This window comes from Amycolatopsis sp. NBC_00345 (genome assembly GCF_036116635.1).
In the GTDB taxonomy this organism is placed as follows: domain Bacteria; phylum Actinomycetota; class Actinomycetes; order Mycobacteriales; family Pseudonocardiaceae; genus Amycolatopsis.
On record NZ_CP107995.1, the window covers coordinates 3,320,766 to 3,343,924 of the forward strand.

The window sequence follows — 23,159 nt, forward strand, 5'->3', positions numbered from 1 at the left end:
GGAGTCGAGTCAACCCCGCCACGCTAGGGCTCCCCTGGGCAGCCGCGCAAGAGCCCGCCGGATTACGGCGCGGGCTCCGCGAGCGTCAGCACGGCGCGCGCCTGCTCGACCATCGCGACATCGAGGAACGTCCCGTCGGCGAGGGCGATCGCGCCGACGCCCGCCGCCGTGGCACCGGCGACGCGCGCCATGACCTCCTTGGCGCGCAAGACTTCCCGCGGCGTCGGCAGGAACGCGGACCGGATCGTCTCCAGCTGCGCCGGGTGGATCGCCGTGCGGCCGCGGAACCCGAGCGCGCGGCCCACCCGGCACGAAGCCGCCAGTCCTTCGAGGTCACGGACGTTCGGGTACACCGACATCGCGGGCGGCGGCAGGCGCGCCGCCCGGGCCGCGACGATCACCCGGCTGCGCGGCCACGCCAGCGCGGCCTCGTCCTCGACCTGCAGGTCCGAGCGCAGATCCGCCTCCCCGAGGGCGATCGAGGCGATCGCGGGCGAGGCCGTCGCGATCTGCAACGCCCGCTCGACACCCAGCGCGGACTCGATCAGCGCGTGCACTTCACGGCCCGGCAACGCGGCCGCCAGCGCCAGGATCTCTTCCGGCGACTCGACTTTCGGGACCCGCACGCCCACCGTGAGCGGAAGACCGGCGACCGCCACGAGGTCGGCTTCGTGCCACGGCGTGCCCGGGTGGTTCACGCGCACCTGCGCCGGGCAGGCGACGGAGGCGAGCAGCCGGACCGCGTTCGCGCGGGCCTCGTCCTTGTGCGCGGGCGCGACCGCGTCCTCAAGATCGACGAGCACCACGTCGGCCGCGGACTCCAGCGCCTTGCGCACCCGGTCCGGCCGGTCGGCGGGGGTGTAGAGGAAGGTCAGCGGCGGGGTCATACCGCTCCCCCGTCCCGGAGTTCGGCGACGCGCTCGGCCGAGAACCCCAATTCACGGAGCACGGCGTCGGTGTCCGCGCCGTGCGGGCGCCCGGTGAACCGGATGACGCCGTCGTTGCCCGACAGCCGGAACAGCGGTCCCTGCATCAGCATCGGCCCGAGTTCGGGGTCCTCGATCTCGTGGATCGTGCCCAGCGCCCGGAACTGCGGGTCTTCGACGATGTCGGCGGCGTCGTAGATCGGGGCGACCGCGGCCTGGGCCTGTTCGAACGCGGCGACGACCTCGTCCCGGGTGCGCTGAGCGATCCAGCCGCCGACGGCCTCGTCCAGTTCGTCGGCGTGCTTCGCCCGGTCGGCTCCGCGCGCGAACCACGGCTCGTCCACGAGATCGGGCCGGCCGACCAGGCGGACGACGCGCTCGGCCACCGACTGCGCCGAGGTGGAAACCGCGACCCACTGCCCGTCCACGGTCCGGTAAGTGTTGCGCGGGGCGTTGTTGATCGAACGGTTGCCCGTGCGCGGCTGAACGCTCCGTAGCTGGTCCCAGCGGGTGATCTGGGGTCCGAGCATGGCCAGGATCGGTTCGATGATGGCGGTGTCGACGACCTGCCCCAGCCCGGTGGTGCCGCGCGCGGCGAGCGCCACCATCACCGCGTACGCCGTGGCCAGGGACGCGACCCCGTCCGCGAGCCCGAACGGCGGCAGCGTCGGCGGGCCGTCCGGCTCACCGGTCGTCGCCGCGAAACCGCTCATCGCCTCGGCCAGGGTGCCGAACCCGGGCCGCGAGCTGTACGGGCCGAACTGCCCGAACCCGGTGACCCGCGCGAGCACGAGCCGCGGGTTCCGCGCCGACAGCACGTCGTAGGACAGTCCCCACCGTTCCAGCGTGCCGGGCCGGAAGTTCTCGATCACCACGTCCGCGGTGGCGGCGAGCGCGAGGAACACCTCACGGCCGCCGTCACTGCCGAGGTCGATGGTGACGGCGCGCTTGTTCCGGCCGAGCGTCTTCCACCACAGGTTGACGCCGTCCTTGGCCGCCCCGTGGCCGCGCGAAGGGTCGGGACGGCGCGGGTGCTCGACCTTGATCACGTCGGCCCCCATGTCGCCCAGGTGCATCGCGGCCATCGGGCCGGCGAACAGGGTGGACGCGTCGACGACACGGAGCCCGGCCAGCGCGCCGGCGGCGGGATCACGGGAGACGGTCACGCCGTCACCTCCGCCGGGAGGTCCCAGGCGCAACGGAAGCCGACCGTCGCGCCGCGCGCCAGGCCGAGCCCGGGCAGCAGCAGCTTCACGCTGTAGTCCGGCGCGTGCCGGCCGCCCTCGACGTACCACTCCGAGCCCTCGGCCCGGTAGTCGCTGCCGCCCTTCAGCATCACGAACCGCGTGCGCCCGTCGGAGTGCTCGCTCTCGGTCCAGTTCCACACCGCGGGTTCGCCGCGACGCAGGCCGCCGGTCTCCCCCGCCAGCTGCCATTCGTCCTCGGTCGGCAGCCGCCCGCCACGCCACGCGCAGTACGCCCGCGCGTCGTCGAGATCGACGTACGTCACCGGCGCATCGCCGTCACCCCCGGGGCAGAACCGGTGCGGCTGGGCGGGCCGATAGCCGGTGGCGGCCACGAATTCGGCGAACTGCGCGTTCGTCACCTCGGTCACCGCGACCGCCACGGGTGCAGTCAGCTCGCCGTCGCGCTGCAGCGTCCGCGCGTCGTGCAGCCGGGGCGGCAGCGGCTTCCACTCGTCGACGTACGGCGCGCCCTGGTACATCCCGGTCTCGCGGGCGCGGTACCGGACCGTCAGCACGTACGGCCCGGCCGGGACGACCACGGCGTCCGCTTCCGGCGCGCCCGACGTCCTTTGTGGACGCACGCGGGTGGCCAGGCGGTGCGGGAAGCGGGCGTCCGGATCGTGCCGCAGCCCGGCGAGCGCGTCACGGAGTTCCGGCAGCCACGCGGGTTCTTCCGCGAAGCCGAGGGCCGCACCGATCCCCCGGGCCGGTACCCCGTCCAGGAGGTCGACGCCCGGCAGCGGGCCGTGGTAGTCGGTCTCACCACGGTTGACCAGCGTCCACAGCGTCACGCCGTCCAGCTCCCAGCTCGACGCGTAGATCCCGGCCGCTTCGGGGGCCGGCTCGGCGAGCGGGGTCCACGAACCGTGCAGCAGCAGCTCGCTCGCCGCGCGCTGGATCGTGACCATCCGCCGCACGGTCGCCGCGTCCCGGCGCGACCAGCCGACCCAGACGCCGAAGACGACCTCCCAGACCATCACCCCGACGCCGTTGAGCCACGCCGACTGCAGCTCCTCCGAGTGGTCGCGGTGCCAGCGCCGGACGTGGTGCTGCATGTGCCGCCGCTCGTACCAGTGCGAGCGCAGGACGCCGGGCACGGGTGAGTCGGCGAAGAACTGGGCCCACGACGCGGCGTGGTCCTCGATCCGCTCGACCGCGAGCTTGGACTCGCCCTCCAGCACGAGGCCGGGACGGGCCGCCTCCAGCCGCGCGACGAACTCCGGCTCGGCTTTTTTGAGGGTGTCGAGGAAAACCCCGTCCACGCCGAAGCCGGCGACGAGCGCGGCCAGCTCGGTGCGGTCGTCGCCGGCGCGGCGGGTGCCGACGTCCCACGGGTTGTAGTCGGCGAAAACGTGCAGCCCAGCGTCGTGCAACGCGGTGATCAGGTCCGCCAGGCCGGGCACGTCGCGGTAGAAGTCCCACTGGTTACGGTCGTCGAGGCCGATCACCGGGTAGGCGTGCCACAGCACCACCGCGTCCAGGCCGCCGAAGCGCGCCCGGGCGTCGGCCAGGAACCGATCGGGCGTGAACTCGCCTTTTTCGAAGGAGTAGAGCAGTTCGTCCCACAGCCACACTTGCGCGACGGCGTAGCAAGTCGCCGCCCACGCACTGGCCGGACGCTCGTAGGCCGCGCCCGTGTAGCCGTGGCGCCGCCGCGCGTCTTCGCGCCACACGCGCAAGTTCTCACGCCACGCGGGCCAGTCGGCCGGGTCGGCGGGCGCAGCGAAGATCTTCGCCTCGTCCAGCGCGAGCAGCGCTTCGGCGGTGAGCGCGGCCGGCACCTCCGCCGGCCGGTCGATCGGACGCGGGACAAGCGGGTCGAACGGGACGGTCATCGCACCTTTTCTCCGGCCGCCGCCTCGGCGACCTCTTCGGCAGTCGGGACGGCGGACTGCGCGCCCGGGCGCGTCACCGCCAGCGCGCCCGCCACGCAGGCCTCTCGGGCGGCTTCGGCGAGGCCGACGCCCCGGGCCAGCGCCGCGGCCAGCACACCGCAGAACGTGTCCCCGGCGCCGGTCGTGTCGACGGCGTCCACGCGGATTCCCTTGACCCGCGATGGTTCCCGGCCTCGTTCCAGGACGAGGCAGCCGTCTGACCCGAGGGTGACCACGGCCGACGGCACCCGCTTCAGCAGCTCCTCCGGAGCGCCCGCGAGATCGGCGGCTTCATGCTCGTTCACCACGAGCACGTCGACCGCGGCCCACACGTCGGAGGGCAGCACGCGTGACGGCGCCGCGTTCAGCACCAGCGGCGCGCCCGGCCGGCGGGCCGCCGCGGCCGCCGTCACCACTTCCAGCGGGATCTCCAGCTGGGTCAGGACCACGTCGGCGTCGGCGATCCGCTTGACCTGCGCGGCACCGAGCCGGAGCCGGTCGTTCGCGCCCGGCGCGACGACGATCGCGTTCTCGCCGTCCGGAGCCACGCTGACGAAAGCCGTCCCGGTGGGTGCGCCGACCCGTTCGACGAGGTCGGTCCGCACCCCGGCCCCGCTCAGCGACGCGAGCAGCAGGTCCGCGGCCTCGTCCTCGCCGAGGGCGCCGATGAACGTCGTGTCCGCTCCCCCGGCCCGCGCGGCGGCGACAGCCTGGTTCGCGCCCTTGCCGCCGGGATGACGGCGCAGCCCGCCGCCGAGGATCGTCTCCCCGCCGCGCGGCGGGCGCGGCACGTCGACCACGAGGTCGGCGTTCGCCGAGCCGACCACGACCACCCGCCCGGTCACGACGGGCCCCGGTCCGCGAGCGCGGCCGTGCGGGCGGCGAGGTCCACTATGGACTGCTCGCCGCCAGGCAGCGAAGTCGCGATCCGCCCGTCCAGCGGTTTCGTCCAGTACTCGCCGATGCCGTCCGGCCCGCGCAGCGCGCCGGCCACACCCCCGACGGTCGCCGCCGCGGAATCGGTGTCCCAGCCGGCCGTGACCGCGATCGAGACGCTCGGGCCGAACTCTCCCCCGCCCTTGGCCAGCGCGTACGCGATGACGGCCGCGTTGTTGAGCACGTGCACCCAGTGCAGGTCCCCGTAAGCCGCGTGCAGCCGGTCGAGCCCAGCGCGGACATCGCCTTCCGAAGCCGCTTCCCGCCCGAGCCGCGCCGCGGTGGCGAGGCGGCTGCGCGGCGGGATCACGGTGGCAGCGGCGTCGAGGACCTCGTCGACGGAGCCGCACACCATCGCCGCCGACGCGAGCGCCGCGGCCCACATCGCGCCGTAAACGCCATTGCGCGTGTGGCTGAGCCGGGCGTCGGCCCACGCCAGCCGCGCGGCGCCCCGCACGTCGCCCGGACTGACCCAGCCGAAGACGTCCGCGCGGATCAGCGCGCCGATCCACTCCCGGAACGGGTTCTGGTGGGTCGCGGTCTCCGGCACCGGCCGGGCGTCGAGGATGTTGCGGTAGGCCGCGCGCTCCGCGGTGAACACGCGGCCCGCCGGGAGGTGGTCGAGCCACAGCTGCGCGACGTCGTCGGTGCCGAAGCCGCGGCCATGGGTTTCGAGCAGGGTGAGCGCGAGGATCGGGTAGTTGAGGTCGTCGTCCTCGGGCATCCCGTGGATGTTCTCTTCCAGCGAGGTCGGGGCCGAGCGCCGGTTCCACGGCCACCGCGCGGCCACGTCGGCGGGCAGCCCGGCCGCGGTGAACCACCGGTCGAGCGGCCAGCGCCCGGTGGCGCGCAGGATCTCCTCGATGCCCTCGCGCGGGATCTTCTCCACCGGCTTGCCGAGCAGGCACCCGGCGGCCCGGCCGGTCCAGGCCCCGAGCAGCCGGTCACCACTGCCGCCGACAGCACTGCCGCCGCCCGGCAGCTCCGGTGCGGGTGGCAGCGAGGCGAGGATCGCCTCCCAGCCGTCCGGCTCGTCCGGCGCCGGGGCGGCGGGCAGCGAGTCCAGCTGGTCGAGCAGTTCCCGCGCCAGCGCCCGCAGCCGCGGTGACGCCGGACGCGGGCCCGCGCCGCTCACCGCGGGCACGGGGTCACCGCCCGCCGCGGCCCACCGCGCGCGGACCCCGAAGGTGTCCTTGCCCTCCACAGTGGACTGGACCAGCTCGTGCGCGAGCAGGTCCTCGGGCTGGGCCCAGGTCAGCCTCACGCCGGCTCTCCCACGATGACGGCGTCGAGCGTGTCGAGCGCGCTGAGCCGGGCCAGCGCCCGCTCGCGGTCGGCGCGGAGGATGTCGGCCGCGGCCGAGCCCAGGAGCCGTCCGGTCTCCCGCAGGTCCATCCGGCTGGCGTCGCCGATCGCGTCGACCCACTCCGCGGGCACGGCCTCGGTCCCGCCGAGGCCCGCGCAGACCGCGCCCGCCATCACGGCGATCGAGTCCGCGTCCCGGCCGTAGTTGACGGCGGCGAGCACCGCGCCCCGGAAGCCGCCCCGGTGCGCCAGCACGAACGCCAGCGCGGCGGGCAGCTCCTCGATCGACTTCGTGCGCGACGGGCGCCGCGCGTCCATCGACATCTGCCGGTACTCCGGGCCCACCGAGTCGAACGGGGCGACCGTCTCCCGGACCAGCCGGGCGAGCGCGCGCTCCTCGTCGTCGCCGGCCGGCGGGGTGGTCCAGCCGCCGAACACGTCGACGACCGCCTGGAGCGCCGCTGCGGTGCCGTCGTGCGCGACGTCGAGCGCGGCCTTCACCACGTCGTCGAGGCTCGCGCCCGGGGCGGCGGCGGCCGCGACCATCGCGGCCAGCACCCCGGCCGCCTCACGCCCGTAACTCGACTGGTGCGCGCCGGTGAGGTCGATCGCCTCGGCGTACGCGCCGCGCGGGTCGCCCGCGTTCACGATCCCGACCGGGGCGACGTACATCGCCGCGCCGCAGTTGACCACGTTGCCCACGCCGGCCTCACGCGGGTCGACGTGCCCGTAGTGCAGCCTCGCGACGATCCACTTCTCCGCGAGGAACACCCGCTGCAGCAGCAACGCCGTCGACTCCAGCTCGGGCACCCACCGCGGCTCGCCGATCATCAGCGGCACCACGTCCTCGGCCATCGCGTACGCGTCGAGGTGCGCGCGGCGCTTCGCGTACACCTCGACCAGCGCCCGCGTCATGAGGGTGTCGTCGGTGATGTGCCCGTCGCCCTTGTGGTACGGCGCGATCGGGCGGGCGTCCTGCCAGTTCGGGTACCAGGGGCCGACGATGCCGGTCACCCGCCCGCCGTGGCGCTGTTCGATCTGCTCGGGGGTCCAGCCCTCGACGGCGCCGCCGAGCGCGTCGCCCACCGCCGCGCCGGTGATCACCGCGACGGCCCGGTTTTCCAGCCAGGTCAAGAATCCGCTCCTGTCCGCTTCACTTGGTGACGCTCTTCCAGCCGTCTTCGAGCTGGCTCTTGAGCCCGTTCGCGTCGACCTGCCGCGCGAGGAACCGCTGGTACGCCGGCGTCGCGACGGTGTCCTTCCACTGCGCGTACTTGCCGGCGAACAGGTACGGCGCCGACGTCAGGTACTGGCCCGAGGCGAGGATGGTGCCCCAGCCGTTCTTCGAGCCGAGCTTGGTGGTCAGCGCCTGGCGCGCCGAGGTGGTCGGCGGGATCAGCGCGTCGGCCTCGTTCATCGCGGCGAGGTTTTCCGTGCTGGTGAAGAAGTCCACGAACTGCGCGGCCTCCTTGACGTGCCCGGAGTCCTTGTTCACCGACAGCGTCTGCGGGTTCGCGGCCTGGTCCGGCCCGGCCGGGCCCGCCAGCGGCGGCAGCACGATCCAGTCGAAGCCCTTCGGCGCGTCCTTCTCGATGTTCACCGCCTGGTAGGAACCCTGGACGGTCATGGCGGTCTGGCCCGCGTAGAACGGCGCGAGCGCCTTCGTGCCGGACTGCGTCAGCGTGACCGGGAGGATCGAGTTGTCCTGGTGGGCCATCGCGTCCACGAGCTGGGGCAGCCCCATCTCACCCGGCCCGACCGACAGCGTCGCGTTGTCCCCGGTGCCCTGGAAGTACTTGCCGCCGAAGCCCGGCGCGAGCGCCACGAACGCCGCGGTGGGGCTCGAAAGGCCCCAGCCGAGGCCGTACTTGCCGTCCTTGGTGGTGGCCTTGGCGATCTGGCGCAGCTGGTCCCAGGTCATCGTGGCGCCGGCCGGGATCGCCACGCCCGCCTGCTGCAGCTGGGTCTTGTTCGCGAAGACCACATAGGACTGCAGCTCGGTCGGGTAGGCGATCACCTTGCCGTCGACCGTCACCGAGTCGAGGACGCCCTTCGGGATGTCCGCGCGCTTCTCCGGCGACAGGTACGGGGTCAGGTCCGCGAGGTAGCCGTCGGTGGCGAACGGCGCGATCCCGGCCGCCTCGTAGTGCACGATGTCCGGCGCCGAGCCCGCGTTGAACTGGGTGACCAGCTTGTCGTAGACGCCGTCCCAGCCCGCCGGCACGATCTTGACCTGCACGTCGGGGTGAGCCTTGTTCCAGTCGCCGACGATCTTCTGCGTCTGCGCGATCGCCGCCGGCTGGTCGGACAGGGACTGGAAGGTGAGGGTGACCGGCCCGCCGCTGTCCCCGCTGCCGCCGCCGCACGCGGCGAGCAGCAGGCTGGTGACCAGGAGGCAGGCGGCGACCACCGCGCGTCGTGTCTTCATCGACCGACCTTTCGAGCGTTTTCCATCGGGGTAACGGGTCATCCCTTCACCGCCCCGGCCATCAGGCCGCTGGTCAGCTTCCGGCGCAGGATGCTGAAGAAGACGATGCTGGGCACGGCGGCGAGCACGGCGCCCGCCGCGAGCGGGCCGAGGGCGACCTTGCCCTCGCCGCCGACGAACATGTTCAAGGTGATCGGCAGGGTGTAGTTCTCCGGCGACTGCAGCAAGACCAGCGCGAAGAAGAACTCGTTCCACGAAGACACGAAGCTGAACATCGCGGTCGCCACGACGCCGGGGGCCAGCAGCGGGAACACGATGGTGCGCAACACGGTCAGCCGGTTCGCGCCGTCCATCGCCCCGGCCTCTTCCAGCTCCACCGGGATCGCGGCCACGTAACCCTGCAGCATCCACAACGCGAACGGCAGCATGTACGTGGTGTGCACCAGCGTCAGCCCGGCCAGGTTGTCCGCCAGCCCGAGGGCCCGCAGGATGAGGAACAGCGGCAGGATGATCAGCACCACCGGGAACACCTGGCTGACCAGGATCCAGCCGACGCCGGCCACCCGCACCCGGCCCCGCAGCCGGGCCAGCACGTAGGCCGCCGGCACCGCGATGAGCACCGACAGCGCGGTGGAGGCCAGCGCGACGATCAGGCTGTTCCACGCCGAGTGCAGCAGGCCCTGTTTGGTGAGCGCCTCCGCGTAGTTCTCCCAGTGCCACTCGTGCGGCAGGATGCTCGCCGACAGCGAGTTCAGCTCACCGGACGACTTCACCGACGCGGAAATCAGCCACAGCAAGGGAAAACCGAGGAACAGCAGGTACAGCACGAGGGCCGCGTACTGGGCCGGGCGCGTGAGCAGGCGCACGGTTCACCGCCCCTTTCGGAGGTCGGCGGCGCGGTCGTCGCGGAACTGCGACCGCAGGTAGACGGCGAGGATCAGCACGACCACCACGACCAGGACCAGGCCCATCGCCGCGGCGTAGCCGATTTCGCGGTTCTTGAACGCTTCCAGGTAGATGAACAGCACCGGGACCATCGTCTTGCCGCCCGGGCCGCCCGCGGTGAGCACGTAGACCAGCGAGAACGAGTTGAAGTTCCAGATGAAGTTCAGCGAGGTGATCGACGTGACGATCGGCCGCAGCGTCGGCCAGGTCACCGCGGTGAACCGCCGCCACGCGCCCGCGCCGTCGACCGCCGCGGCCTCGTGCAGCTCGGCCGGGATCTGCTGCAGGCCGGCCAGCAGCGTCACCGTCGTCTGCGGCATGCCGACCCACACCCCGACGACGATCACGGCGGGCAGCGCGGTGGAGAAGTCGCCCAGCCAGTTGATGTCCGAGGGCAGGCCGACGCTGCCGAGCACCGCGTTGAGCGGACCGCCGTTGGCCGAATAGATCATCTGCCACATCACCGCGACGACCACCGGCGGCATCGCCCACGGCACCAGCGCGAGCACCCGGGTCAGGCCCTGCAGTTTCAGCCCCGAGTTCAACAGCAGCGCCAGGCCCATCGCGGCGGCGAGCTGGAGCACGGTCACGCCGACCGTCCAGATCAGGCCGATCCGCAGCGAGTCCCAGAACAGCGTGTTGCCGGCTAGGCGGGTGAAGTTGTCCACCCCGGCGAAGCCGTAGTCCGGGTGGCGCACCAGCCGCGCGTTGGTGAAGGCGAGGAAGATGCCGACCAGCAACGGCGCGACGCTGAGCACGAGGATCGGGATCAGCGACGGCATCACCAGCCCGATCGCCTCGCGCCGCCGGGTCCGCGCCGCTTGGCCCCGGGGCGCCGGCTTCCGTCGTGGCGGCTTTCGCGGCGCCGTTTCCCGGGGCAGCGTTTCCGTGCTCATCACTCGCCCCCTTCGGTGGCCGTGGATTCGCGCACCTGCAGCGCCGGGCCGACGCTCACCTGCCGCGCCGGCTGGTCCGGGTCGTCGGCCAGCTCCAGCATCAGCCGCGCCGCCGCGCGCCCGCGTTCGGCCGAGCCCAGCGACACGCTGGTGAGGCTGGGCTGGAAAACGCGGCCGATCTCGGTGTCGTCCATGCCGGTCACGGCCACGTCCCCGGGCACGGACAGGCCCAGCTCGCGCACCGCGCGGATGGCGCCGATCGCGAGCAGGTCGTTGGCCGCCACCAGCGCGTCGAGCCGCTGTTCCGGCGCACGGGCCAGCAGCCGGCGCGCGGCCTCGAGCCCGGCCGCGACGGTGAAGTCCCCGGCGATCTCCTGGTCGACCCGCTCGGCTTCGCCGTGGTCCACGGCGTCGAAGCCGCGCTGGCGGGCGGAGCCAGGGGTCGTGTCGAGCGGGCCGTTGAGGAAGCCGATGCGGCGGCGGCCGATCCCGTACAGGTGCCGGACCGCCTCGCCGATGCCGCCGGCCGAGTCCGTGGAGACCGAGCTGATGCCGCGGTCGTCCATCGCCCGGCCGATCACCACGACCGGCACCGGGGCCTGCTGGATCTCGGCGATCAGCCGGTCGTCGGTGCGCAGCGGGCTGACGACCAGCCCGTCGACGAACCCGCTGTGCAGGCTGCGCACCAGCTCGGCCGTCGAGGTCGCGGTGTCCCCTGTGGACATCACCACCACCCGATACCCTTTTGGGGCAAGGACTTCGTGGATCGCCCGCATCATGTCGACGTAGACCGGGTTGCCGATGTCCGCCACCGCGAACGCGACCTGGAACGTCTTTTTCATCCGCAGCGAGCGCCCGGTCGCATCGACGCTGTACCCCAGCTCCGCGGCGGCGGCCTCGACCCGCTCCACCATCGCCTTGCTCGCGCCGCTCCCGTGCAGGGCGCGCGAAGTGGACGCCAGGGAGACCCCGGCCCGCTCGGCCACCTGCATCAGCGTGGCGCGTGTTGACGTCATCGTCGTGGGTACCTCGGGGCTCGGGAAGGTTTCGGCAGGTTGGAAACGTTTACAGTTGCCGATTCACTGGTTGAAAACGTTTCCAACGGGGTGTTTCTGATACTGGCATCAGGGGTGGCAGCGTGTCAACAACACCCTCTGCGCAGCCGGACGGCCACCGTGCGTGGCCGGTCACCCGGCCGCGACGGTGGCCGTCAAGGACTCCTTACCCGCGTCCCACGCCGGTAGGGAGTCCTTGACCGCGTCGCTTCCCGTTCGACCGATTCGCCGTGCCCCTGAAGGCCACCATGAGGGCATACACGTCCCTGAAGGTGGCCTTCAGGGCATCAACACCCACCTGCTGCGCGCACCCGGACGCACCGGGACACCGTTGCGGCGCAACAACTCCACCAGCAAAAGACCCCGGCGACGGGAAAGCCTTGGGGCCGTCGCCGGGGCCGTCCGGTCAGGCAGTCAGGCGGTGGCCGCCTCCGCGTTGTTCAGCAGCGCCGACGGCGGCTGCAGCAAAGCGTCCGACGCCAGCGCCCGGCGGCGAGCCGCGCTGATGCCGCCGAAGCTCTCGGCGATGGCGGTCAGCCGCGCGGAGTGGTGGCCGACCTCGGACTCGTAGGTCATGCCGATCCCGCCGTGGAGCTGGACGATCTCCTCGGCCGCCGTCGTGGCCGCGTCGGCCACGAAGACGAACGCGTCGTCGGCCACCACGGCGAGGTCGACGTCCGCGCCGTTGTCGCGGGCCTCGACGGCCGCGGTCGCCCACAGCGCCATCGAACGCGCCAGCTCGACCTTCGCGTACAGGTCCGCGGCGCGGTGCACGAGCGCCTGGAACGTCGCGAGCGGGACGCCGAACTGCTTGCGCGTCTTGAGGTATTCGACGGTCAGCGCGAGGCCGGTCTCCATCAGCCCGACCGCTTCGCCGGTCACCGCGACCCGCGCGCGGGCGAAGGCGGTGCGGAGCGCGGCCGCGGCGTCGGCGTCACCGGCGCCGAGCAGCACCGCGGGCGTGCCGGCGAACTCGACCTGCGACGCGTGGCTCCAGTCGGCGGAACGGCCGTCGGTGCGGGTGATCCCCTCGGCCGCGGCGTCGACCAGGTACACCTGCGTCCGGCCGCCCTCGCCGGCGGCGGTGACCAGGAACCGGCCGGCCTGGTCGGCGTGGCGCACCGGCGACTTCACGCCCGTGAGCACCACCGCGCCCGAAGCGCCCGATGCGCTGACGGCCCGGGCAGTGCCCCAAGGACGGCCCGGCTCGGCGTGCGCGACCGCGATCGTCGTGCCGCCGGACGCCAGCTCGGGCAGCAGCTGCTTGGCCTGCTCGGCGGTGCCGAGCCCGGCGATCAGCCACGACGGCAGGAAAACGCCGTCGAGCAGCGGTTCGGCCGCGGCGTGCTTGCCCATCGCCTCCAGCGTCGCGTAGACCTCCACCGGCCCGGCGCCGACGCCGTCCAGGTCCTCGGAGATGGTCAGCCCGGTCAGCCCCAGTTCGCCCAGGGTCGACCAGACCTTGTCGTTCCAGCCCAGCTCGGTGCTGGTCGCCGCCGCGCGCCCGCCCGCCGGGTAGCCCCGGCCGACGGCCGCGTCCACGGTCTCGAACAGCAGCCGCTGATCTTCGTTGAATTCGAGGTTCATGGTCCTGCCTTGTCCTTAGAGCCCGAGGATCGTCTTGGCGATGACGCCGCGCTGGATTTCGTTGGAGCCGCCGAAGATCGACAGCTTGCGCAGGTTCAGGTACTGCTCCGCGGCGACCGACGCCGCGTCGTCGGCCTGCAGCGGCGCGTCGGCGTCCAGCAGCAGCCCGTCCGGGCCCGCGGCGCGCATCCGCAGCTGGCTCAGTGCCTGGAGCGCCTGCGTGCCCTCCATCTTGAGCAGGGAGGACACCGGGCTGGCCGCGCCGTTTTCGGACGCGCCGGTCACCCGCATCTGCGTGGCTTCGAGCGCCAGCAGCGTGGTCTTCGCGGTGTGCATGGAGGCGCGGAACTGCGGATCCTGGGCGAGCGTGCCGTCCTCGGTCGCCAGGCCCGCGGCCACCTTCGCGAGGTCGCTGAAGACCCGCTGGCTGGTGCCGACCTGGGCGATGCCGTTGCGCTCGTTGCCGAGCAGGAACTTGGCGTAGGTCCAGCCCTTGTTCTCCTCCCCGACCAGGTTCTCCGCCGGGATCTCGACGTTGTCGAAGAAGAACTCGTTGACCTCGGAGCTGCCGTCGACCAGCTTGATCGGGCGCCGCTCGATGCCCGGCGTGGCCAGGTCCAGCAGCAGGAACGACAGGCCCTGCTGCTTGCGCGGCGCGTCCGGGTTCGTCCGCGCGAGCACGAACATCCACTCGCCGAACTGGCCCAGCGTGGTCCAGGTCTTCTGGCCGTTGAGGACGTAGGTGTCGCCCTCACGGCGGGCGGTGGTGCGCAGCGAGGCCAGGTCCGACCCGGCCTCCGGCTCGGAGAAGCCCTGCGACCACCAGATGTCCAGGTTCGCGGTGGCGGGCAGGAACTTCTGCTGCTGCGCCTCACTGCCGAACTCGGCGATGATCGGGCCGACCATGCTCACGTTGAACGCGAGCGGCGTGGGCACCGCGTTGCGCTGCAGCTCGGCGGCGTAGATGTGCGACTGGGTCGGGGTCCAGCCCCGGCCGCCCCACTTCTCCGGCCAGTGCGGCACCGCGAGCCCGTGCTCGTTGAGGATGCGCTGGCTGGCCACGATGTCGTCGCGCGAGATCCGGTTCAACGCGGTGCGCCGGCGGACGTCCTCGGGAATGGCGCCGAGGAACACCTCCCGCAGCCCGTCCCGGAACGCGACGTCCCCTTCGGAGAGTTCCAGATCCATGTCCTTCGGTTCCCTTTCGGCGAGGGGTTCATTCGTTCGTGATCACCCGGCCACCCGAACATAAGGGGCGGCGGACGGATCCGCGCAGCCGGTACCCGGACGAGCAGTGGTGCACCACCGACGCTAAGGAATCACCGCGGCCAAGGGAATGACCGAGTGCCTCGGATCGGTGTGACCATGGCGATCACACCGGGCTCACGCCGTCGGCGTGTCGGCGAAGAAGGTGCAGGCGAGGCCGTCGAGCAGATAGCCCAGACGCCGTTCGAAGACCTCCCGCGGGTCGGCGGCCGAGCCTTCCTCGCGCAGGGCCCGGACGGTCAGCGGGTACTCCCCGGACTCGGCGACCCGGTCCAGGTAGGACGGTGTCTCCCCGGGCTCCGGCGTGGCCGCGCGGTTCCCGGCCTCCAGCCGCCGGGCCTCGGCGAAGGCGTAGCCCTGGACGAAGGCCAGCACGGTCCGCCAGACGTCGAGCATCTCGCCGGTGCCGAGGCCGTACCCGTCGAGGAGGGCGAAGGTGGATTCGGTCATCGCGACGGTGTTGGGGCCGAAACCCCCGGCGGTGAGGGAGTGGCGGGACATCCACGGGTGACGCAGGGTGACCGCCCGCACGGTGCGCGCGGCGCCGGTGAGATCGGCCCGCCAGTCGCCGGTGCGCGCCGGCGCGAAGGCCTCGGCGCTGACCCGGTCGGCCATCAGGTCCAGCAGGTCCTCGCGGCTGTCCACGTAGCGGTAGAGGGACATCGCCCCGGCGCCCAGCTGGTCGGCGACCCGGCGCATGGTCACCGCGTCCAGCCCCTGGGCGTCGGCGAGCTCGACGGCGGCGGCCGCGATCGCTTCGTACGACAGGGTGGCGCGCGCCGCTCGCGCCGGCTTCCCGGCCTTTTCCCAATTCACCATTGCGTCACCATTGCGGCCGATCTTAACCAGTGCGTACCTTGTACGCAAGAGTCCAACATACGCACACCAGGAGTGAGCATGAACCACGACGTCCTCGTGGTGGGAGCCGGTCCCACCGGCCTCACCGCCGCCGCCGAACTGGCCCGGCGCGGCGTGCCCGTCCGCATCGTCGACCAGGCCGGAGCCCCGTTCACCGGCTCGCGCGGCAAGGGCTTGCAGCCCCGGACGCTGGAGGTGCTGGACCACCTCGGCGTCACCGGGCGCCTGGTCTCCCACGGCCGGTTCCGGCTGCCGCTGCGCTTCCACCACGCCACCGGCGGGCACCGGGACGCCGACCTCAGCGCCGGGGCCGAGCCGTCGCCGGACAGTCCCTACGCCCGCACGCTGCTCATCCCGCAGTGGCGCGTGGAGCAGGTCCTGCGCGAGCACCTCGCCACGCTCGGCACCCGGGTCGGCTGGGGCAGCGCCGTCACCGGCCTGACCCAGCACGACGACCACGTCACCGCCCGGTTCGCCGACGGCACCAGCACCACCGCCCGCTACCTCATCGGCTGCGACGGCGGCGCCAGCACCGTCCGCAAGCTGCTCGGCGTCGGCTTCCTCGGCAGCACCGACGAGGACGAGCGCATGCTCCTCGGCGACATCCGCGTCGACGGGCTCGACCGCGACCACTGGCACTTCTGGACCGGCGACGACGGCGCCTCGGTCGCGCTGTGCCCGCTGCCCGCCACCGACACCTTCCAGGTCCAGGCCCCGCTCGCGCCCGGGGACACCGCCGAGGCCACGGTGGAGAACTTCCAGGCCATCGTCGACCGCCTCGTGGGCGAGGGCACGGTGCGCGTGCGCGACGCGAGCTGGCTCTCCCGCTGGCGGCTGAACGTCCGCATGGTCGACCGCTACCGCGACGGCCGCGTCTTCCTCGCTGGCGACGCCGCGCACGTCCACTCACCCGCCGGCGGCCAGGGGATGAACACCGGGATCCAGGACGCGGTCAACCTCGGCTGGAAACTCGCCGCCGTCCTCCGGGGCGCGGCACCTGGTCTGCTCGACACCTATCAGGCCGAGCGCCTGCCGGTCGCCGCCGCCGTGCTGGGCCTGTCCTCGCGGCTGATGGACGAGGGCATCGGCACCCACGACGCCGGGGACATGTTCCAGCTGGGCCACACCTACCGCGGCGGGCCCCTCGCCCCGCCCGCGCCCGGCCCCGTCGCCGGCCCGCGGGCCGGCGACCGCGGTCCCGACGCGCCCGGCCATCGGCCCAACGGCCGGCCGGTGCGCCTGTTCGACCTCCAGCGCGGCGGCCACTGGACCCTCTACGGCTTCGGCGTCCGCCCCGAAAAGCCGCACCACGACGTGAAAACCGTCGCGATCGGGACGGACTTCGCCGACACCGGCGGCTATGCGGGCGACGCCTACCGAGCCACCCTGGGCGAACTCGTCCTCGTCCGCCCCGACGGCCACATCGCGCTCCGGACGCACGACGCGGCCGCCGTTTCCCGTTACCTCACAACGACACTGGGCGAGGCCGTTACCGCGCCGGGAGCGCCTTCGTAGCCCAGGCAAGGAGGTCCGCGATCACCTCGGCGCGGTTGGTCTCGTTGAGGATCTCGTGGCGCGCGCCCGGGTACACGTGGGTGGTGACGTCGGTGAGGCCCGCGTCGCGGTACCGCTGGACGAGGGCGTCGAAGAGCGCGAGCCCGCCGTTCACCGGGTCCTGCTCCCCCACCGCGATGCAGAGCGGCAGGTCGGCACGCATGCGGGCGACCGCCGCCGGGTCGGCGAGCCGGCGGGCGCCCGCGAACATGGCCTTCCCCGCGGCCTGGTCCAGCCCGAAGCCGCAGAGCGGGTCCGCGACGTAGGCGTCGACCTGGGCCTCGTCGCGGCTGAGCCAGTCGAAATCGGTGCGCGTGGGCGCGAAGGGCGCGTTGAACATCGACAGGTCGAGCGGCTGGTCGAGGTCCAGCGCCGGCTCGAGCACGTCCAGTGCGGCCGTCCCGGTCAGGATCACCGCGTCGACGTCGTGGCCGTGGTCGAGCAGGAACTGCTGCGCGGCGAAGGAGCCCATGCTGTGGGCCAGCAGCACCAGCGGGAGGCCCGGCTGCTCCGCCCGGACCACGGCGGCCAGCCGGCCGATGTCGTCGACCAGCCCGGGCCAGCCGCCTTCGCCCAGGTGCCCGAGTTCCGCGGCCGACCTGGCGGTCGCGCCGTGCCCGCGGTGGTCCTGCCCGTACACGACGAACCCCCGCGCGGCGAAGGCCTGGGCGACCTCCTCGTAACGCCGGACATGCTCCCCCATCCCGTGGGTCAGCTGCACGGCCCCGACCGGCGCCCCCACCGCCTCCCACCTATACGCGACGACGGCCAGCCCGTCCGCGGCCTCGTAGGTGAACGTGGCACTGGGCATCGTGGTGGCTCCCTCGCTCTGGCGATCCGGCAGCCCACCGTCCCCCATGGACACGGCGGGCGTCAACGTGGGCGGCGGCCCGGCAGAATGGCGGGATGCCTCAAGCAGTCCCGACCGACCTGCTGGAAATCGCCGAAGCACTGGTCCCCGACGCTCCCCTCGGCTCCGCACGCCTTGCCGAGGAAGGGAACATGCACCACGTCGTGCTGTTCCCCGGCGTCGCCGCGGTGCGCATCAGCAAGCGCCCCAACGCCGCCGCCGAGTTGCCGCGCCGGGTCGAGGTTCTGCGAGCCGTCGCGGCAGCCGGCCTGCCTTTCGCCGTACCGGAGCCGCTGACCGCGGTGACCACGTTCGGAGAACGCGCGGCCGTCGCGATTTCATGGATCGACGGCGAGGGGCTGCCGGAAGGCATCGGGGACCCGGCGGCGTTCGGCCCGCTCTTGGAGACACTGCGCGAGGTCGAGATCTCCCCGGAACTCAAGGCCGTGCTCCACACGCCGCGCCGGTACGCCGACGGCCTGGGATGGGCCGACATCCTGAACGACGAGGTCGTTCCGCGCCTGCCGGCGAAGTGGCGTGACGGAGTCCGGCAACGGCTGGACACACTGCTGGCGCTCGAAGACGTCCCGCCCAGGCTCGTCCACGGCGACCTCGGCGGCAGCAACGTCCACTTCGGCGAGGACGGCAAGCTGACCGGCGTCCTCGACTGGGACCTGGCGATCCTGTCCGACCCCGCCATCGACGCCGCACTCATCGCGACCTGGCACGGCTGGGACGTCCTCCGCACCACCGACGAGAAAACCCGCCGACGCGCCCGGGCCTGGAACGACCCCGTCGGGATCGAGCACCTCCACGCGGTGTTCACCGGCAAACCCCTGGCGCACGTCGACGGTTTCGTCCGCGCCGTCGTCGCTTGGCTGGCTATCCACCCGGTTTCAGCATGACCGTTGACCGTTTATTGGCCGAGTGGTCAGACGTGCCTGCGATCCCGCATTTTCTCGGTGCTTCGAGCTGATCGAGCGGCCGGGGGTGGTGGTGTCGAGGTTCTCGTGCAGTGAGGTGAAGCCGATCTCGCGCGCGCAGTTCGGCGACCCTGTTGATGAGGTCCTGGAGGCTGCGGCCGTAGCGGTCCAGACTCGGGACGACGAGGGTGCCGCCGGGGTCGAGGAAGGCGTGGCACGCCTTCAGTTCGGGTCGGAGGCGTTCTTGCCGGACTTCTTGTCCGCGAAGATCTTCCGGCTCCCGGCGGCGGTGAGCGCGTCGAGCTGCCGCTCCAGCTTCTGCACGCTGGTCGAGCCTCGGGCGTATCCGATCTTGACCTCGGTGCGGATGAGCGGTTCGGCGACGAGGAGGCCCGGCTCACCGAGCCCTGGCGGGCCGGACATGCTGGCCCGCCAGGGAAAGACGGCGTTCGCTGGTTCAGTGGCGGGCCGGAGCGGAGACGCCGGTCCCGCCTGGGAGGTCGGCGCCGAATTGTGCGGTGACCGAGTCCAGGTCGAGCGGCGTGAAAGCCTCGCGTTCCAACCCGCCGCTCCTGTCGGCGGGCACCAGCCAGCACACTTCGAACTCCAGGCCGTCCGGGTCGCTGACATACAGCGACTTGGTGGTGCCGTGGTCGATCTCGTTGGCCAGCGCACCCGCCCGCACCAGCTTGCCGCGGATCCGCTGAAGCTCGGCCAGGGTGTCCACCTCCCACGCCAGGTGCGCGAGCCCGGGGCGCCGGCCCGGGCCCTGCGGGGAATCCGGGCCCTCGATCTGGAGGAAGGCCAGATCGTGGTCGTTGGCCGACTCCTCAGCCTGCAGGAACGCGCCCTCGGGCACCTTGTCGCCGTCGGCGTGGAGACGGAAGACGGTGCGGAAGCCCAACAGGTCGGCGTAGAAGGCGACGCTGCGTTCGACGTCGCGGACGTAGAGCACGGCGTGGTTGAGACGCTGGACCGGCATGTCACTCCTTGCTTAGTTACGATCAGTACGTAACCCCACCGTAGGGATGCAGCGATGACCTCACAAAAGGCACTTTGATGTACGCAAAGCACACCACTGATCCTGACCACGCCACCGCCCCGCACCCAGGCGACACCTGGCCCGCCGATGCCCCCCACCCGTGCGAGAGCTGGCCGGACAACGGCCAAAGGTTCCGGGAAACCCTCGACCGAATCGGCGACAAATGGTCAGTCCTGGCCATCGGCATCCTCAGCCACGGCCCCTTGCGGTTCGGCGCCCTGCAACAGCGAGTTCCAGGCGTCTCCCAGCGCATGCTCACCCTCACCCTGCGCCACCTGGAACGCGACGGAGTCGTCTCCCGCACCGTCTACGCCGAAGTGCCCCCACGCGTCGAATACCAACTCACGCCACTGGGCCAGAGCCTGCGCACCATCGTCCACGCACTCGCCCAGTGGGTCACCGACCACCACGAAGAGATCGAAAGCGCCCGCCACCGCTACGACGCCGAATGACACCCGTGCCCCAGCTCGCCAAGACGCTGAGCGTGCCCACGCCCGCTGTGCGCAAGCCAGGCGCGGTGCGGACGGAGCTGACCCGGCCTGGCCTGCGCGCAGCGATCGTTGACCTCGGCGAACATCTTCTTCCAGCGGTGCGGCGACAGCGGCAAGCCGTGCTCGCCCAGCCAGAGCAACGCCGGCTCCAGCCCCCTTAACCAGCAGCTCCCGCCACTCCCGCGGAACCAGCTGCGCGACCTTCACCCACCTGCCGGCGCCGTCCCCGGTGACCTGCACCGCGACCGGCCTCGCCCGATCGGCACCACCAGCGGATGACGCAGGCGGCGCCTGTTCGACCATCTCCACCCGGTCGATCTCGGCGTAGGCGACCAGGCCGGCCACCACCGGCCCCGGGGCGTAGACCCCACGTGCCGAACTGCCTTTCACGATCGCGATCGACAGCCAGAACCGTTGATAGCTAATGGTTTCCCGAACACGAGGAACCTCGAAGACGCTCAGCGCCGCCTGCTCGGACGCCCGCAGGCCAGTCCGGACCATCAGATCGCAGAAGTGAACCCGCGGACTCCGACGTCACGCCGGCGCCGGTAATCCGCCGCCGTCAACTACTCGATCCGCGCACTCGCCGCGTCGTGCGAATACGTCGCGGACCGCTGCTCGTCGAGCGTCCCGCGGTGCGCCCAGCCGGCGCTCATCGGCGCCGGGCGCCGCTGGTCACTGACCGGCTATGCCCAAGTACGGAGCAGCGCGGCTAGCGGCCTGCCTATCAAGGTTCTGCCTCGCTGGTGAACCGGTCCGGTCCACCAGCGAGGCAGCTACCGCTTCTGGCGTTGCCACGCCAACTCGGCCGGTGTGCTCAGTAGCGAATCGGTGCCTGGGGCTTCGCCTGGCTGTGGCGCGTGTGCGCCTGGGCGAATCCGCCGGTCATGGAGAACGCGCCGTTCGACAGCTGGCTCGGCTGGTAGCCGCCGCTGTCGAGTCCCTGCGGGGAGTAGGTGTCGAAAACCTGGCCGTTGACCGTGATTCCGGAGAAGTCCAGTGAGGAAAAGGACGGATAGCTCTGCGACGGCGATTCGATGACCGCTTCGGCGCTCACGTCGGACGCGCCCAGGTTCTGCGTCGTGTGTTCCGTCCAGCCCGCGGTGTCGTCGGTGAGCGTGATGTCGTAGTTTCCGCCGCCGGTGTCCTCGACCTTGCCGGTGAAGTGGTCGCCGGCGCTGACGGCGTCGTCCCAGTAGACCGGCGCGGCGGGGTACATTTCGTACCACGCGCGGTACTGCGGCGAGCCGTTTTCGCAGTTGGTTTCGACGCCGGTCTGCTCGACGGTCTGCGAGCCGTAGCCGTCGACGCCGACCCAGGGGGCGAACACGTCGTTCTGGGAGTTGCAGGTGACTTCGGGCTCCACCCAGGAGCCCGAGATCGTGGTGAAGTTCGAGCCGGTCGCCACGTAACCGCCCCAGACATTGTCCTGGGGCGAGTACGGGCCGAAACCGCCGGCCGACGCTGTCGTCGGCGCGGCCAGGAAAACAACCGCGAATGCGGCGGCGAGCGTGATCGTACCCCGTCTTCTCGTCGAACTGATTCTCATGAAATCGCTCCTGTGAACGGTTTGGCAGAAAAGGTCGGCCTTTACTGCGTGATTCGTTCACGGTATCGGGATATCAAGATCAGCTGCACCTACGGAAGTGCTGAACCGAAAGCGAATTCGCCCTCGAAAGACGTATGGGTGGAGCACCGGCTGGTGCTCCACCCATACGTCTGTCATTCCTTACCGCGGACGCGGGACTTCGTCGCGCCGCAGTTTGTTTTCACGCCCCGGCGAAAGCCGCCGTGCCGTTCGGGGTGCCCAGCCCGGTCGGGCCGTCCCATCCGGTGCCGGCGTTGCACTGCTGGCTGGCGTCGCAGGAACCGTTGCTGCCAGTGGTGACGTCGAACAGACCGTCGGCGTGGGCGTACGGGTAGGAGTTCGGGCTGTCCGAAGCCCCCGGCGCGCCCGCCAGTGCGTAAACGCTGGCGATGATCGGCGAAGAAGCGCTGGTGCCACCGTAAACGGCCCAGCCCGAGCCACCGTAGGTCTGGTAGACCGCGACACCGGTGTTCGGGTCGGCGACCGCCGAGACGTCGGCCTCGCCGCGCTTGTCGCAGCCGGTGTCGACGCTCGACTGGAAGGACGGCTTGGCGACGGAGCTGGAGCAACCGCTCCCGGCACCGCTCCACGCCGACTCGCTCCAGCCGCGGCTGGAACCGTCCGCGGTCAGCGAAGTGCCGCCGACCGCGGTGACGCCGGCGCCGGTCGCCGGGTAGCTGGCGCCGTAACCGCTGTCACCGGTGCTCGCGGTGACCGCGACACCGGGGTGGCTGTAGTACTGCGAGTCGTAGCTGGCTTCCGACCCGTCCTCGCCGCCGCCGTAGCTGTTCGAGACGTACTTCGCCCCGAGCGACACCGCGGTGTTGACCGACTGGCCGAGGTTTTCGATGGTCGCGCTGTCGGCTTCCACCAGCAGGATCTTGCAGGCGGGGCAGGTGGCGGAGACCATGTCGACGTCGAGCGAGATCTCGCCGGCCCAGCCGCTGTCCGCGGTCGGCAGCGGGCTCGCCTTGCCGTTCTGGTTGACCTTGCTGAAGCAGCCGTTCGCCGTCGAGCACTCGGGCAGCCCGAACTGCGAACGGTAGGCCGCCAGGTCCGACTCCGCGTTCGGGTCGTCGTTGGCGTCCACAATGGCCACGGTCTGGCCGGACCCGCCGTCACCGAGCTTGTAGGCGGACTTGATGTCCGACGGCCCCAGCCCGGACGGGGCCGCGTTCGGAGCGAGAGCCGCTTCCTTGATGTCGGTCCGCTTGAGCGCGAAGCAAGTCACGTGACCAGGCTGCACGTTCTGGTTGCAGGCATGGGTTGTGTCGGGCTGCAGGGGTGCCGCGGCCGGGCTTGCCTGAGCCGGCAGCGATCCCCCCAACACCAAGACGAACGACGCGAATCCGACAATTGCGGACAGGCCTCGCATAGTTCTGCGCATT

Annotated in this window: 20 protein-coding genes and 1 pseudogene; 3 read left to right on the forward strand and 18 right to left on the reverse strand. The window is 71.8% G+C overall.

The window, feature by feature from the left end; genetic code table 11:
• Positions 1-62 precede the first annotated feature (62 nt).
• The 13 genes from OG943_RS14430 to OG943_RS14490 all read right to left on the reverse strand — a co-directional run bounded on the left by OG943_RS14430 (position 63) and on the right by OG943_RS14490 (position 15,284).
• A complete protein-coding gene (locus OG943_RS14430) occupies positions 63-887 on the reverse strand; it encodes an HpcH/HpaI aldolase/citrate lyase family protein (protein WP_328610268.1) in 825 nt (274 codons plus the stop codon).
• Positions 884-2,092, reverse strand: coding sequence for a CaiB/BaiF CoA transferase family protein (locus OG943_RS14435; RefSeq protein WP_328610269.1), 1,209 nt, complete (start codon positions 2,090-2,092; stop codon positions 884-886). The genes OG943_RS14430 and OG943_RS14435 overlap by 4 nt, the downstream gene beginning before the upstream one ends.
• Positions 2,089-4,008: an SUMF1/EgtB/PvdO family nonheme iron enzyme gene (locus OG943_RS14440; RefSeq protein WP_328610270.1), complete on the reverse strand. Its 1,920-nt coding sequence runs from the start codon at positions 4,006-4,008 to the stop codon at positions 2,089-2,091. Before OG943_RS14440 ends, OG943_RS14435 begins: the two co-directional genes overlap by 4 nt.
• Entirely contained in the window at positions 4,005-4,892 is an 888-nt protein-coding gene (locus OG943_RS14445; RefSeq protein WP_328610271.1) for a ribokinase, read from the reverse strand. Before OG943_RS14445 ends, OG943_RS14440 begins: the two co-directional genes overlap by 4 nt.
• Positions 4,889-6,247: an ADP-ribosylglycohydrolase family protein gene (locus OG943_RS14450; RefSeq protein WP_328610272.1), complete on the reverse strand. Its 1,359-nt coding sequence runs from the start codon at positions 6,245-6,247 to the stop codon at positions 4,889-4,891. Before OG943_RS14450 ends, OG943_RS14445 begins: the two co-directional genes overlap by 4 nt.
• Positions 6,244-7,422 (reverse strand): ADP-ribosylglycohydrolase family protein, encoded by a 1,179-nt coding sequence (locus OG943_RS14455; RefSeq protein ID WP_328610273.1) that lies wholly within the window; start codon positions 7,420-7,422, stop codon positions 6,244-6,246. The genes OG943_RS14450 and OG943_RS14455 overlap by 4 nt, the downstream gene beginning before the upstream one ends.
• Before the next feature lie 19 nt (positions 7,423-7,441).
• Positions 7,442-8,716, reverse strand: a complete 1,275-nt coding sequence (locus tag OG943_RS14460; RefSeq protein WP_328610274.1) for an ABC transporter substrate-binding protein — start codon at positions 8,714-8,716, stop codon at positions 7,442-7,444.
• A gap of 38 nt (positions 8,717-8,754) precedes the next feature.
• Positions 8,755-9,582, reverse strand: coding sequence for a carbohydrate ABC transporter permease (locus OG943_RS14465; protein ID WP_328610275.1), 828 nt, complete (start codon positions 9,580-9,582; stop codon positions 8,755-8,757).
• A 3-nt stretch (positions 9,583-9,585) separates the two neighbouring features.
• A complete protein-coding gene (locus OG943_RS14470; RefSeq protein ID WP_328610276.1) occupies positions 9,586-10,557 on the reverse strand; it encodes a carbohydrate ABC transporter permease in 972 nt (323 codons plus the stop codon).
• The gene (locus tag OG943_RS14475; protein WP_328610277.1) at positions 10,557-11,573 is read right to left on the reverse strand and encodes a LacI family DNA-binding transcriptional regulator; all 1,017 of its coding nucleotides are present in this window, start codon (positions 11,571-11,573) and stop codon (positions 10,557-10,559) included. Before OG943_RS14475 ends, OG943_RS14470 begins: the two co-directional genes overlap by 1 nt.
• A gap of 453 nt (positions 11,574-12,026) precedes the next feature.
• Complete coding sequence (locus tag OG943_RS14480; protein WP_328610278.1) at positions 12,027-13,199, reverse strand: acyl-CoA dehydrogenase family protein; 1,173 nt, start codon at positions 13,197-13,199, stop codon at positions 12,027-12,029.
• A gap of 15 nt (positions 13,200-13,214) precedes the next feature.
• Positions 13,215-14,387 carry an acyl-CoA dehydrogenase family protein gene (locus tag OG943_RS14485; protein WP_328610279.1) on the reverse strand — a complete coding sequence of 391 codons (1,173 nt, stop codon included), beginning with the start codon at positions 14,385-14,387 and terminating at the stop codon, positions 13,215-13,217.
• Positions 14,388-14,582: 195 nt separating this feature from the next.
• Positions 14,583-15,284 (reverse strand): TetR/AcrR family transcriptional regulator, encoded by a 702-nt coding sequence (locus tag OG943_RS14490; protein ID WP_328610280.1) that lies wholly within the window; start codon positions 15,282-15,284, stop codon positions 14,583-14,585.
• 78 nt (positions 15,285-15,362) lie between these two features.
• On the opposite strand from OG943_RS14490, the gene OG943_RS14495 reads away from it, so the two are divergent.
• Positions 15,363-16,838, forward strand: a complete 1,476-nt coding sequence (locus OG943_RS14495) for an FAD-dependent monooxygenase (protein WP_328610281.1) — start codon at positions 15,363-15,365, stop codon at positions 16,836-16,838.
• Here OG943_RS14495 and OG943_RS14500 read toward each other — a convergent pair.
• Positions 16,813-17,619 carry an alpha/beta hydrolase gene (locus OG943_RS14500; protein ID WP_328610282.1) on the reverse strand — a complete coding sequence of 269 codons (807 nt, stop codon included), beginning with the start codon at positions 17,617-17,619 and terminating at the stop codon, positions 16,813-16,815. The two genes, OG943_RS14495 and OG943_RS14500, sit on opposite strands and share 26 nt — an antisense overlap.
• A gap of 164 nt (positions 17,620-17,783) precedes the next feature.
• On the opposite strand from OG943_RS14500, the gene OG943_RS14505 reads away from it, so the two are divergent.
• The gene (locus tag OG943_RS14505) at positions 17,784-18,632 is read left to right on the forward strand and encodes an aminoglycoside phosphotransferase family protein (protein WP_328610283.1); all 849 of its coding nucleotides are present in this window, start codon (positions 17,784-17,786) and stop codon (positions 18,630-18,632) included.
• Here OG943_RS14505 and OG943_RS48345 read toward each other — a convergent pair.
• Together OG943_RS48345 and OG943_RS14520 are read right to left on the reverse strand one after the other, a co-directional pair.
• Positions 18,610-19,073, reverse strand: a pseudogene (locus OG943_RS48345) (recombinase family protein). The gene OG943_RS14505 and the pseudogene OG943_RS48345 overlap by 23 nt on opposite strands.
• Before the next feature lie 34 nt (positions 19,074-19,107).
• Positions 19,108-19,632 (reverse strand): VOC family protein, encoded by a 525-nt coding sequence (locus OG943_RS14520; protein WP_328610285.1) that lies wholly within the window; start codon positions 19,630-19,632, stop codon positions 19,108-19,110.
• A 77-nt stretch (positions 19,633-19,709) separates the two neighbouring features.
• Here OG943_RS14520 and OG943_RS14525 point away from each other — a divergent pair, with 77 nt between their 5' ends.
• Positions 19,710-20,144 (forward strand): winged helix-turn-helix transcriptional regulator, encoded by a 435-nt coding sequence (locus OG943_RS14525; protein ID WP_328610286.1) that lies wholly within the window; start codon positions 19,710-19,712, stop codon positions 20,142-20,144.
• Between the two features lie 856 nt (positions 20,145-21,000).
• Here the strand turns inward: OG943_RS14525 and OG943_RS14530 are convergent.
• A complete protein-coding gene (locus OG943_RS14530; RefSeq protein ID WP_328610287.1) occupies positions 21,001-21,732 on the reverse strand; it encodes a G1 family glutamic endopeptidase in 732 nt (243 codons plus the stop codon).
• Positions 21,733-21,952: 220 nt separating this feature from the next.
• Complete coding sequence (locus OG943_RS14535) at positions 21,953-23,002, reverse strand: S53 family peptidase (RefSeq protein WP_328610288.1); 1,050 nt, start codon at positions 23,000-23,002, stop codon at positions 21,953-21,955.
• Positions 23,003-23,159: the final 157 nt, after the last annotated feature.

What these genes read in the sequence shown, in the direction of transcription:
- OG943_RS14475 (WP_328610277.1), bottom strand. Translation starts at nt 11,573, where the DNA reads ATGACGTCAACACGCGCCACGCTGATGCAGGTGGCCGAGCGGGCCGGG.
- OG943_RS14460 (WP_328610274.1), bottom strand. Translation starts at nt 8,716, where the DNA reads ATGAAGACACGACGCGCGGTGGTCGCCGCCTGCCTCCTGGTCACCAGC.
- OG943_RS14480 (WP_328610278.1), bottom strand. Translation starts at nt 13,199, where the DNA reads ATGAACCTCGAATTCAACGAAGATCAGCGGCTGCTGTTCGAGACCGTG.
- OG943_RS14525 (WP_328610286.1), top strand. Translation starts at nt 19,710, where the DNA reads ATGTACGCAAAGCACACCACTGATCCTGACCACGCCACCGCCCCGCAC.
- OG943_RS14530 (WP_328610287.1), bottom strand. Translation starts at nt 21,732, where the DNA reads ATGAGAATCAGTTCGACGAGAAGACGGGGTACGATCACGCTCGCCGCC.
- OG943_RS14495 (WP_328610281.1), top strand. Translation starts at nt 15,363, where the DNA reads ATGAACCACGACGTCCTCGTGGTGGGAGCCGGTCCCACCGGCCTCACC.
- OG943_RS14485 (WP_328610279.1), bottom strand. Translation starts at nt 14,387, where the DNA reads ATGGATCTGGAACTCTCCGAAGGGGACGTCGCGTTCCGGGACGGGCTG.
- OG943_RS14505 (WP_328610283.1), top strand. Translation starts at nt 17,784, where the DNA reads ATGCCTCAAGCAGTCCCGACCGACCTGCTGGAAATCGCCGAAGCACTG.
- OG943_RS14440 (WP_328610270.1), bottom strand. Translation starts at nt 4,008, where the DNA reads ATGACCGTCCCGTTCGACCCGCTTGTCCCGCGTCCGATCGACCGGCCG.
- OG943_RS14430 (WP_328610268.1), bottom strand. Translation starts at nt 887, where the DNA reads ATGACCCCGCCGCTGACCTTCCTCTACACCCCCGCCGACCGGCCGGAC.
- OG943_RS14470 (WP_328610276.1), bottom strand. Translation starts at nt 10,557, where the DNA reads ATGAGCACGGAAACGCTGCCCCGGGAAACGGCGCCGCGAAAGCCGCCA.
- OG943_RS14520 (WP_328610285.1), bottom strand. Translation starts at nt 19,632, where the DNA reads ATGCCGGTCCAGCGTCTCAACCACGCCGTGCTCTACGTCCGCGACGTC.
- OG943_RS14490 (WP_328610280.1), bottom strand. Translation starts at nt 15,284, where the DNA reads ATGGTGAATTGGGAAAAGGCCGGGAAGCCGGCGCGAGCGGCGCGCGCC.